Genomic DNA, 11356 nt, shown 5'->3' with positions numbered 1-11356 from the left:
GATCGTATAGTAATTAAAATAATTTACCAAACTACGAAATTCGAGTAACCATCTGAACTGTCTTTTCGAAAAAGTTATAAAATATTCCTTTTATAGGTAAAATAGCATGTTGTGATAAGATGCTGAAAATGATTCTGCATTTGAAGAGAAAACTATCGTAGGCTATTTTGCTGGATGAAGTGATTAAATCATACTCTTAACGAGCCTCTAAATGCTCTTGAAGCATAATAAGATTCGGCTCCATTATGATACTTGAAAACTGTACCATAACGGTAGTCACAAAAGATCGCCCCTCCAAGTTTTCTAATATTATCTGGTGTTTTTACCCAACTAGAGGTTTTCGTATCAAACTTACCAAGTTTTTGCAGTTCTCTATATTCCTCTTCCGTTAAAAGCTCTACTCCCATTGCAGCAGCTGCATCCATTGCACTATTCGCAGGTTTATGTTCTTTCCTGGAATCTAATGCTGCACGATCATAACAATAGCTCCTGCGCCCTTTAGGACTTTCTGCAGAACAATCGTAAAATATATACTCGTCAGATTTTTCATCATAACCAACAACATCAGGTTCGCCCCCAGTTACTTCCATATCATCGAGCGACCATAGTTTTTCTGTGTTAGCCTCTAATTTCGTCTGTACATTTGCCCAATCAATCCCTTCATGACGGTTCATATTTTTTTGAAAACGCTCTTTCAACGTTTTGAGTAACTCTTCACGTTGCTCTGGTAATAATTCCTTTTTATTGCTTTTCATACTATGACGTCTATAGGTACTTGTTAACAATCGCCATTCTTATGTTTAAAATGACTGTACAACAAATCTAAATAAATGACAGAAAAAAATACAAGTAGTACCAAGAAAAACTAAACAAGAGAAAGCAATTACTTCAATCTCTCATTCAATTCCTGTTGAAGACTTTTCCCTTTATCCTGATTATACCATTTTTGGAGCTCAATCTTGACAGTTTGGAAGTCGGCTTTTGCTGCAGTTAATTCAGCATATATAACCTGACACTCAGCTGGTCTTGGTCCCCAGTTTAACAGATCTTTCTCAGATTCATCTCTAATAATGAGTTTGGGAATAGCCTTGCCTCCATTTGTAAGATATTGATTAATTAAAAAAGGTTCGGTATCTCTTAACTGATATGTTGCATTAATTAGGGGATTCAGCTCTGCAATTTTATGAATAAAAGGGACAATATGAGCAGCATCCCCACACCATGGTTCAGTAATAATAATCCACTTTTGTGGTGCTTTGATATTAGCAATAATTTGAGCTAAAACAGGATCTATCACACCTGTCTTTAACCAGCGTTCTTGTCGTGACCAGTTTAATTTTGCATAATCCATATAGTCTGCATTGTCGTAAGGCACAGGTGGGTTTGGATTGGAAAGGATATTTTGAAAGTGATCTTGATATTGCTGAAAGTTCATAAACACAATTTTATTTGTAATTCAATATATGCTGTTAGGACAAATCTGGCTTTTTCTTACGAATTTCTCGGTCTGCAAAATGCCATAATTTCTAGCCGTAGTTTTTTAGACAACAAACCTTACTTTGTTTATTATTTGAGTTATATCAAGGCAAATCTGTGCCCTAAAATAATTCTATTTCTGTATCTGTAACCAACACTATAGCTTTCCTAAATTTGTTTTACAAGATTTAGAGTTATGAATGGATTTACAAAAAAAACAGACGAAATCACCTATCGAAAAGTATATTTATCTGACCTAAAAGCCGTTTTAGATATTTATCAGGAAACAGGATCAAATGTTACTTCTGAAAAATTAACAACGCAATTTGGTTTACCCTTAGCTATTGCAGAACATGGTAATAAGTTGATAGGATTTGCATCTGCAAAGTGTAATGAATTAGAAGAAGTTGAAATCACATCATACTATAAAAATGGAATTGGTCAATCAAATACACAACCATTCCTTGAAGAACTAGCTAAAAGTACTGTCAATTCAAGTTTCGACACTGGTCCGGAGGCTGTAAAAAAAATTAAAAATGCTACTGAGAGGTTGGTAAGATGGTTAAACAATTGCTCATAACAATACTGCTGATAAATGTTTGAAACATATAGAAACACAACTAAATGAAGAAGGAAGCGCTATATTTAAAAATTGCAAAAGTAATTGAAGAACAAATAGATAGTGAGACGTTAAAGCTAGGTGATAAGCTTCCATCCATCCGAAGTATTCAAAAAATCTATAATGTAAGTATTAACACTGCCAAACAAGCATTTTTAGAACTCGAAAGCAAATCACTGATTGAAGCAAGACCAAAGTCTGGATATTTTATAAGCAAGACCTCGCGTCGAAAATTTTCACTCCCAACGGTTAGCAGACTTAAATCTTCACAGGATGAAAAACATCCCGAAGATCTCATTAGCAAAGTTTTTAATACGCTGGAAAACAAAGATATAAGACTATTTTCTCTTGGTGTTCCGGACAAAAGTCTTTTACCAATTGCAAAACTGAATAAAGGTATTATTGCTGTAGTACAAAAGCTTAATGATGGTGGCACTAGTTATGAACCTGTTCAGGGAAGTCTGAATCTTAGAAGAACAGTTGCTAAATGGTCTCTGGTTTTAGAAGGTAAACTTACCGAAGATGATATAGTAACCACTTCAGGCACCATGAATGCGCTTTACAATTGTCTTATGGCGGTAACACAACGAGGAGATACAATTGCTGTAGAAACACCTGTGTACTTTGGCATTCTGCAGATGGCGAGGTCAATGGGACTTAATGTTATCGAAATCCCCAACAACCCCTTAACTGGTATTGATCTTGAGGCGCTTAAAAAGGTTTTACCAAAGCTGAAAGCCTGTTGCTTTATCAGTAACTTCAGTAATCCACTGGGCTGTCTAATGCCAGATGAGCATAAAAAGGAATTGGTCAGAATGCTCACCGAATATAATATTCCCTTAATCGAAGACGACCTTTATGGAAACCTCTTCTTTGGAGCTACACGTCCAAAACCCTGCAAAGCTTTTGATGAAGCCGGTATTGTAATGTGGTGCGGATCGGTTTCTAAAACTCTAGCTCCCGGATATCGCGTGGGTTGGGTAGCACCAGGAAAATTTAAAGACAAAATCATCAGACAGAAACTTTTACAGACAATTTCTACTCCTAGTTTGTATCAAGAGGTGATTGCAGACTTTTTAGAGCATGGAAGATATGACCACCACTTACGGACGATAAGAACAAAACTTTATACCAGTTGTCTGAAATTCCAGGGAGCAATTGAAGATTACTTCCCAAACAACACTAAAATTTCTCAACCTCAGGGCGGATTTATGTTATGGCTTGAACTGGATAAAAAAATTGATACTGCCAAGTTATTCGATATTGCTATTAAGCAGAAAATAAGTTTTGCTCCAGGGCGGATGTTCTCCCTACATAATCAGTACAATAATTGTATGAGATTAAATTATGGTCAAGAATGGAACGAGGATATTGATTTTGATCTGAAGCGTCTGGGAAATATTGTAAAATCAGTGATATAAATAGCGCACCGGGATATCTTGGTGCGCTATTTTTAATGAAAATACTAACAAGTAGAATCTTTTATTACAGCCTTGTTACTTCTTCGATGCGATAAGATTTGATACCATCTTCCATCTCCCATTTCAACTCAGCGCCCTGAGGATAACCAACAATAGCTACACCAATTGGAGATAAAATTGAAATTGTATTGTGCTTTCTTCTGGCTTTTGCCGGTGGAAGAATAATGTGAGTAAACTCCTCACCTGATTCCAATTCCTTAATACGTACTTTGGTGTTTACTGTTACAACGTTTTCCGGAATTTCTTTATTCAGAATCTGTGTAGCATTTTTAAGCTCAAGTTCCAGTTTTTCCTGGTTATACTTGCTTAATTGTCTTCTTCTGATGTGATCTTTTAAAAGGTCAAATATACCCGTTGATAATACGATTGATGTAGTCATAATTATTTAATTAATAAGTGATTTGATTTATTCTTTCTGTTATTACGCGGCTCATTAATGATTCCCAATAAACAGCCTTTTTTTCGAGTTTACTTCTCATCCATTTATAGTCTCTGAACTTGTTGTAAAATGTAATGGTTAAAGGGTCTTTTTCCTGATCCTGATAATTCAGTTCAAGCTGAATACTTACCTGCTTTTTAATGAGTTTACAATCGCCAACATCATTCATATCGACAACCTGGACAATATTATTCCCAAGGTCTATATAAAGCATCTTATTTTTAAGCTCATCAAAACCCAGAGTTTTTTTCTGAAAATGATCTGTAATGGAAAGCTTCATCCGATTGCTTGAAGCTATCTGCGTTGAGAAAGTATCTAAACGTTCTCCTCTATTTGTATTCCATTTTCTGTAATTTTTGACCAATAGGATTACAAAAGCTACAGCAATAAGAATTAAAGAAAATATAATATGATCTGACATAGCTAAAATTAAAGGTGAAATAATTAAAGCCTGCACAGCAAAAAGCCGCAGGACAACCAAACTGAAAGTATAATTAGCAGATTTTACCCCGTACCTTTGAAAAAAGGTGGGGTCTAATTAATAAAGTCTTTGCTGCTTTTAAGGAAAGCATCCCCCAACTCGGATTGAAGGGATAGAAAACGATTAAATATAGCCTTAGCCACCTGCAACTGTACTGCAGATTGTTCATCGGATACTTTATTTAATTGCTTATACGGATTCATTGTTACAAAGGTAACCTTATAAGCAAGATAAAAAAATATAGGTAACTTTTGGCTATCTTTATTACACTATTATGCCAAACTTCCCAGATGAGAGACCATAGTCATTAGATATTTAATCACTTTTTTTTAAAACATTTTTGCTCCTGAACTGTAATTATTAAACTAAACACTTAATATTTTAAATCATGAAAAGAATAAGTTTACTCACCATTGCACTGCTTGGCCTTTTGATGGCGCAAGCCTGTCGCGATACAGGCACAAACGAGTCAACAGCTCATTCTGCCGCAGTTGACTCTGCCATGAAAGCAGATTTGATTACTGATACTGCAGGTATTAACCGAGGTGCGGGTACTACTGAATTTATACATGATGCTGGCTATACTGGATTACTAGAGCTTGAGCTGAGCAAACTAGCTTTACAAAAAGCAACAAACCCTAAGGTTAAGAACTTTGCAAAAATGATGGTAAAAGATTATACCAAAATAACAGAAAAACTGAAAAAACTTGCGGAGAGTAAAAAAATAACCTTACCTGCCACATTACAAGATGCAGACCAGGCACACCTTGCTGAATTACAAAAAATGGATGTTGCAGGATTTGAGAAGCATTACATGGGGATGATCGTAAAAAACCATATCAAAACACTTGATCTTTATAAAGGAGCGGCAACATCTGGCGATAGCCCGCTTCAAAACTTCGCAAAAGGGGCGTTAAAAACATTGGAATGGAACTATAAACAAGCAACCTCAGTACATAATAAAATAGGGTTATAATAAACTAGCTTTGACTCAAAGCTTCTTTAAGATTATTTTTGACCTTATTAATATTTTCCCATAAGTCTCCTTTTTCTTTTATACGCTGTACCATATTAAAGATGTCAAATTTTTGAATACTTAAACCATCTTTAACTTCTACCCAATCTAATGGGGCTGATACTGTTGCACCTGGCTTTGGTCTGACTGAATAAGGTGCTGCGATAGTCTGCCCCTTTCTATTTTGCAAAAAATCAAGATAAATTTTCTCCTTACGTTTTGAAGGGCTACGCTCTAAACTGGTCTGATGTGGATGTTTCTCGAAAACCAGTTGTCCGATATAATGAATAAATTCTTTCGTAATGTCGTAATTATATATTCCGCTAATTGGAATAAAAATGTGTAATCCCTTTGAGCCAGAAGTCTTCACAAAAGATGTAATTCCTCTTTCATCTAATATTTTTCTTGCTGTTTGAGCTACTACAATTACTTCCTTAAAATCGATATCATGTGGATCAAGATCTAGCACTGCATACAATGGTACTTCTGGTTTTTTATACGTACTTAACCAGGGATTAATCTCAATGCAGCCCAAATTTGCCATCCATAACAAAGTAGGTTCATCATTACAAATCAGATAATCAATATCTTTATCATTACTTTCTGAATGCAGAGGAGCAGATTTTATCCATGAAGGAATTTTGTCTGTATCCAAATCCTTCTGAAAAAAACCTGGGGCTGTGATTCCATTTGGATGCCGGTTAAGGGATAAGGGTTTATCTTTTAAATGCGGCAATATGTATCGTGCAATTGCCTTATAATAATTAATCAACTCACCCTTGCTTATCTTTTCATCAGGCCAGTAAAGTTTGTTTAAGTTTGTCAGCGTTACTTTCTTCTTTCCAAATTGTTCTACTTTTTCTGTTGGCATATCATCTTTTTCTTTGGATTCGTTTGAAATCAATGGTACTTCTGCAATCGCATCTTCCTTTTCTTTATCTGTTCTTATTCCTTTAAATACTGGATGACGTAAATGTTTATCTGCAGTCCATTCAGCATATGTCACTTCGCATATCAATTCTGGTTTAACCCATGTAAAATTATGCTCTTTGTGGACTTTCTGGTCAATAGGCTTCTGCTCAATAATCAGTGTCTGTAGTTGATCGTAAATTAATTTCAGGCTCTTTTCATTAAACCCTGTACCGCAATTACCAATGTAAACCAATTCTCCCTTATTGTACATACCTAAGGCTAGTGAACCAAAATACTGACGTTCACCTTCTGGCCTTGAATAGCCAATAATGATCGCCTCCTGAGATTGTTCTAACTTAAATTTCAACCAGGATTCAGATCGTCTTCCACTGAAATAATGGCTTGCTCCATTTTTTGCAATAATGCCCTCTCCTCCTTCTTTCCTGACTTCCTCAAAAAGTAATTTTCCTCTTTCCGTAATATGTTTACTATAAAGTACCAGTGGATTGGCTAGTTGGCTAATAATCGTATTTAATAACTCTTTCCGTTTTATTAGTTCCATTTCACGAAGGTCCTGTCCATTTAAAGACAATAGATCGAATACCCAGAATTTGAGTATAGCTTCGTCTTTTGTATGGTCATAATGCTGAAGTAACTGGAAGCTACTTTTTCCTTTATTATTCTCTGCAATCAATTCTCCATCAATTACGGCATCTATCCCAAGATTTTTTAAGGCCTCAATAATTGTTGGGTAATTACTACCAAAATCAATTCCATTTCTTGAGATCAATTTGACTTCGCCTTTAATCGTAATAAAAGCCAGGGCCCTGTAACCATCTAATTTATGTTCATAAATCCAACCAGGATCATCAAATACTTCAGCAGATAATTTAGCCAGCATTGGCTTATAAATATCCTGATCAGTTTCATCCTGTTCTTTAACTTTATCAGCTACTAATCGTCTGGATCCCGCTTTAGCTTTTTTTTTTAAAATCAAGTCCACTTTTCTTAATAGCAGCAGACACGAGATCTTCAATATTAAACTTCTTTTGAATGGCATATTTATCATTGTGCTTAATTAACAGCCATGCGTTTTGCTCTGAACTGTTAATTTTAACCAGCGCAAACTCTCCTTTTAAAATCTTTCCATCCAACTTGAATTTTAAATTACCCTTGTGAAGACCATGCTTCAAATCCTTTTCCGTGCCACCATTTAATGCCGTATAGGTTCCGGAATCAAATATATTGACTACACCACCTCCATAATTTCCAGCAGGAATTTCTCCCTCAAACGTACGGTAATCATAAGGATGATCTTCCACCATCATCGCCAGACGTTTATCTTCAGGATTTAAGGATGGCCCCTTCGGAACTGCCCAGCTTTTAAGCACTCCATCCATTTCCAAACGGAAGTCATAATGCAAATGAGAAGCATGGTGTCTTTGGACTACAAATACAAGAGTTTTGTCTTTTTCAGTCCCCTTAATTACTTTACCTTTTACCGCAGCTTTATTACTTGCAATACCAGGTTCAGCAGTTTTACTGAAATCTCTTTTCTTTTTATATTTCTCTAAAGACATATCTTAAAATCAGATCAGGCTTTTTTATTTAAACTTTCCATTAGTTGCTCATACAGATCCTCACTTACTGCTTTCTTAGGCTTAATCTTTTTGACTGTTGCCCTGCGTCCTTTTGCTTTTGCTTTAATGATTTTTAAAAGCTCAGCGGAATAGTCATTTTTAAAAACATCGATGTTAAAAGTGGTGGTATATTGTTTGATTAAAGCCAAACCCACCTCTAGTTCTTTTGGATTGATGGTTACACCCCCCTTCATTTCCATCTCTTTGGTATCTCGAATTTCTTCCTGAAAACGAATCTTAGTAATAACAATAATTCCATTTAAGGGATGTATCACACACAAGTTCTCAGTATTTCGTAAAACAAATCGTGCTACACCTGCCATTTTTGATTTAACAAGTGCTTTTAATAATAAGCTGTATGCCTTTTTACCCTGTGGTTCAGGCTGTGTATAGTAGGTCGTTTCGTAATAAATCGGATTAATTTCAGCGATATTTACAAAGCTCTCAATCTCTATCATTTTTGTTTTCTCGGGCCTTACTTCTTCAAAATCATGCTCATCTAGTACAATGTATTGTTCGTTTAAAAGATAGCCTTTAACAATATGATCATAGGGAACCTCTTTTTGCGTTTTTTCGTTAACTCTTTTAAATCTGATATTAGAATGGTCGCGTTCGTCCAACATATCCAGGTCTAACGAACTACTTTGTACACCAGAAAACAATTTGACAGGAATATTTACTAATCCAAAACCTATCGCACCTTTCCATATTGATCTCATTTCTTAAATGCTTAAATAAAAACTCAAAAACTGTTTTATAATTAAACAAGTAGTTTGATAAAAGGTTGAGAAAATATTTCTCATTGCCTGTAGCGATTCTTATAAAAGATACGTCTATGTAAAAACTATCTAACTATATGTCAGAAGAATTACAAAGGGAAATTTCGAAAGTTCCTGAATGTCCTGATATGGACAATGCACTAATTTCAGCCTTAACGGATTTATGTTTTCAAGAAGAAAGCATAACCGGGTCTGACCTGCTTTTTGTTTTTGGCTCTAATGTTCAACACATGGAAATTGCAGACATCATCAAATACATGCTGGATAATGAACTTGTTGACCAGGTTTTAATAACAGGTGGGATTGCCAATTACAATGGCTCTTTCTATAAAAACCAGGCAGAATCTGAACAGATCAAATCTTTTATCCCGTTGGAAAAATATAAAGACAAAAGGATTTATACAGAGAGCCAGTCAAAAAACATCATTGAAAATATAATTGAGGCTAAGAAGATCATTTCTTTCAAAAATATTAGAAGCATGACCTTCTTATCTCATTCTTATGCTTCTACAAGAGCAGCATTGTCATTAAAGAAATACTTTCCTGAAATTGAGCTGCATTGTATTCCTCTCCCTTTACCTACTGATTTTTTGAAATATCCAATCAGCAGACAAATGTGGTCTAAAACAGAATATGGTCGTGGATTAGTATGGGGTGAATATTTGAGACTACTGACTTATGGTGAACGAGGTGACTTCCCTATAGATGAGATCCGGGAAGCACTTGATCACGTTAAAGCGCTTACTGAACAGAAATCTTTATCAGTAGCTTAACTGTTATTTAGAAAGGAAATTCAATTGTCCAAAATATTCTGGACGATGAAAATCCGGACTTTCAACTTCAATTCGATTCCAACATAGAAAATGAGGGTCAGGAAGATCATCACCACATTTATAGAAGTTAGCTTTACAATTTATTCCACTAAAAGATGTGATATTATCTTCAGAAAATACTGTTGCAGGGATATTCAGCAAAAGCTGCCATTTAACAACATTATTACCATTATCCCGTATATAGTTAATTGAAGTATTTATTCTTACCTGGTCCAAAAATTCTGCAGCTAACGGTAATCTTTTCCCTCTTCCCACTCCATAGCCAATTTTTAACGAACCCAAGCAATTAAGCTCAATATTATAATAAGAAACTCCATTTGTACCAAAGGATATAAAAAACTCTACACAATTATCTTTGTGAACATTTTGATTATAATCCCTTGTAACTGATTTTAATTCCTTTTCTTCAACCTCATATCTGATCAGAATAGAAGTACCATTATGGGCTATAGAAAAGCCTGCTTTTGCAGTGGTTTTGTATTCGGGCCATGGACTATTATCAATAAGTTGTAAAGGCTGTTTATTTAATAGTAAATCAAGAGCATGTAAATCCTTTTCATTGTCCCCAACATAGGGAACATCAATCACTTTCGTCATACTTTAGTTTCTATAAAACTGATAATTTTCTTTTGTAATAATATCTATCGGCATATAATACAGCTTTTCTATCGCTCCTGAATGAACGAAATGTGTATAAAGTGCCATTATACCTCTATAGCCTTGCTCAATTGGTTTTTGACAAATAAGAAAATCTATTGTCTGTTTTTTAAGATACTCTATATTATCGTTTAAAAAGTCGAACCCTATCAATTTGATATTTTCTATACCTTCCTGTTCCAAATAACGAGCGACAGAAGATACACGTGAATTGGTTACAAAAATCAAGTTTATATCATTATTTTTCAATGCTTTTGATAGACTGTTTTTTACAGATTCATAAGCTGTATCTCTAATATCAACTTTTAAAATTTCATTTGTTTTATTGTTGTCAACAAAATATTTCCTAAATCCCTCTTCCTTTCTAAGTAAGTGGTGATGATTATCTATTTCTTTTGAAATATTTACAATCAATACCCGATCATTTTCTTTTAAAAGATAACCAGAAATATGTGCCGTAAGATAACCACTATGGTACAAATTTGGACCGATATAGCACAAGCTGTTTTTATCAGGAATGTCCGAATTGATAAATACACATTGAATATTCATTTTTGAGCATTCTTCAACAAAACGGCTTGATTCTTCAATAAACATTGGTGCCAGAAGTACACCGTTAAAATTTGCTTCAAGTACTTTCTCAGCTTGTTTTGTGAATGATTTCTTATCGTTCTGATCAAAAAGAAAGGTTTTTATCTCGATACCATATGCTGAAATCTCTGATTCTGCTTGTTCAACACCACTCAAAGGTGCAGACCAATAATCAGTTTCTGCTGAAACAGATGGAATTAAAACAGCAAACCTTAAGATTTGCTTTGAAGCTAATCTCCTTGCAAGGATATTAGGTTTATAATTTAACTCCTCTATAATGGCGTCAATCTTCTCTTTTGTTTTTGCAGAAACCCCAGTTCTATTGTGCAAAACCCTATCGACAGTTGCTATAGACACATTTGCCTTTCTAGCTATTTCCCTTACGCCAACTAATGTCTTCTCTTCGGTTTTCTTCATTATTTTTTCAGGTAAT

13 protein-coding genes are annotated in these 11356 nt (G+C 34.9%); 4 read left to right on the top strand and 9 right to left on the bottom strand.

Translation table 11 applies throughout. From position 1 onward, the window contains the following. Positions 1-188: 188 nt before the first annotated feature. Positions 189-755 carry a DUF4256 domain-containing protein gene (locus ABDJ41_RS17860; protein ID WP_349787447.1) on the bottom strand — a complete coding sequence of 189 codons (567 nt, stop codon included), beginning with the start codon at positions 753-755 and terminating at the stop codon, positions 189-191. 128 nt (positions 756-883) lie between these two features. After that, positions 884-1435 carry a thioredoxin family protein gene (locus tag ABDJ41_RS17855; RefSeq protein WP_349787446.1) on the bottom strand — a complete coding sequence of 184 codons (552 nt, stop codon included), beginning with the start codon at positions 1433-1435 and terminating at the stop codon, positions 884-886. Positions 1436-1672: 237 nt separating this feature from the next. Here ABDJ41_RS17855 and ABDJ41_RS17850 point away from each other — a divergent pair, with 237 nt between their 5' ends. Continuing rightward, positions 1673-2056 (top strand): GNAT family N-acetyltransferase, encoded by a 384-nt coding sequence (locus tag ABDJ41_RS17850; RefSeq protein ID WP_349787445.1) that lies wholly within the window; start codon positions 1673-1675, stop codon positions 2054-2056. Positions 2057-2100: 44 nt separating this feature from the next. Next, complete coding sequence (locus ABDJ41_RS17845; protein ID WP_349787444.1) at positions 2101-3516, top strand: aminotransferase-like domain-containing protein; 1416 nt, start codon at positions 2101-2103, stop codon at positions 3514-3516. A 64-nt stretch (positions 3517-3580) separates the two neighbouring features. Here the strand turns inward: ABDJ41_RS17845 and ABDJ41_RS17840 are convergent, their stop codons facing one another. Next, the gene (locus ABDJ41_RS17840; RefSeq protein WP_349787443.1) at positions 3581-3955 is read right to left on the bottom strand and encodes a GreA/GreB family elongation factor; all 375 of its coding nucleotides are present in this window, start codon (positions 3953-3955) and stop codon (positions 3581-3583) included. A 10-nt stretch (positions 3956-3965) separates the two neighbouring features. Continuing rightward, entirely contained in the window at positions 3966-4436 is a 471-nt protein-coding gene (locus ABDJ41_RS17835) for a hypothetical protein (RefSeq protein ID WP_349787442.1), read from the bottom strand. A 448-nt stretch (positions 4437-4884) separates the two neighbouring features. Here ABDJ41_RS17835 and ABDJ41_RS17830 point away from each other — a divergent pair, with 448 nt between their 5' ends. Then, positions 4885-5472 carry a DUF4142 domain-containing protein gene (locus tag ABDJ41_RS17830; protein ID WP_349787441.1) on the top strand — a complete coding sequence of 196 codons (588 nt, stop codon included), beginning with the start codon at positions 4885-4887 and terminating at the stop codon, positions 5470-5472. Positions 5473-5476: 4 nt separating this feature from the next. Here the strand turns inward: ABDJ41_RS17830 and ligD are convergent, their stop codons facing one another. Genes ligD through ku form a run of 3 tightly spaced genes read right to left on the bottom strand, consistent with a single transcriptional unit; the run spans position 5477 to position 8782 of the window. Next, positions 5477-7420 (bottom strand): DNA ligase D, encoded by a 1944-nt coding sequence (gene ligD, locus ABDJ41_RS17825; protein WP_349787440.1) that lies wholly within the window; start codon positions 7418-7420, stop codon positions 5477-5479. Beyond that, positions 7398-8003, bottom strand: coding sequence for a DNA polymerase ligase N-terminal domain-containing protein (locus ABDJ41_RS17820; RefSeq protein WP_349787439.1), 606 nt, complete (start codon positions 8001-8003; stop codon positions 7398-7400). The genes ligD and ABDJ41_RS17820 overlap by 23 nt, the downstream gene beginning before the upstream one ends. Before the next feature lie 14 nt (positions 8004-8017). Next, positions 8018-8782, bottom strand: coding sequence for a non-homologous end joining protein Ku (ku, locus tag ABDJ41_RS17815; RefSeq protein ID WP_349787438.1), 765 nt, complete (start codon positions 8780-8782; stop codon positions 8018-8020). 137 nt (positions 8783-8919) lie between these two features. Here ku and ABDJ41_RS17810 point away from each other — a divergent pair, with 137 nt between their 5' ends. Further along, on the top strand, positions 8920-9615 hold the full coding sequence (locus tag ABDJ41_RS17810; RefSeq protein ID WP_349787437.1) for a YdcF family protein: 696 nt from the start codon (positions 8920-8922) through the stop codon (positions 9613-9615). A 3-nt stretch (positions 9616-9618) separates the two neighbouring features. Here ABDJ41_RS17810 and ABDJ41_RS17805 read toward each other — a convergent pair whose 3' ends face one another. Both ABDJ41_RS17805 and ABDJ41_RS17800 read right to left on the bottom strand, forming a co-directional pair. Next, on the bottom strand, positions 9619-10272 hold the full coding sequence (locus ABDJ41_RS17805) for a carbohydrate-binding family 9-like protein (protein WP_349787436.1): 654 nt from the start codon (positions 10270-10272) through the stop codon (positions 9619-9621). 3 nt (positions 10273-10275) lie between these two features. Then, the gene (locus tag ABDJ41_RS17800; RefSeq protein ID WP_349787435.1) at positions 10276-11340 is read right to left on the bottom strand and encodes a LacI family DNA-binding transcriptional regulator; all 1065 of its coding nucleotides are present in this window, start codon (positions 11338-11340) and stop codon (positions 10276-10278) included. Positions 11341-11356 lie beyond the last annotated feature (16 nt).

Origin of the sequence: Pedobacter sp. ASV1-7 (assembly GCF_040203335.1) — a bacterium.
Taxonomy (GTDB): Bacteria; Bacteroidota; Bacteroidia; order Sphingobacteriales; family Sphingobacteriaceae; genus Pedobacter.
The sequence above is the reverse complement of the archived record's forward strand: the minus strand, read 5'-3'. Positions and strand labels throughout refer to the sequence as shown.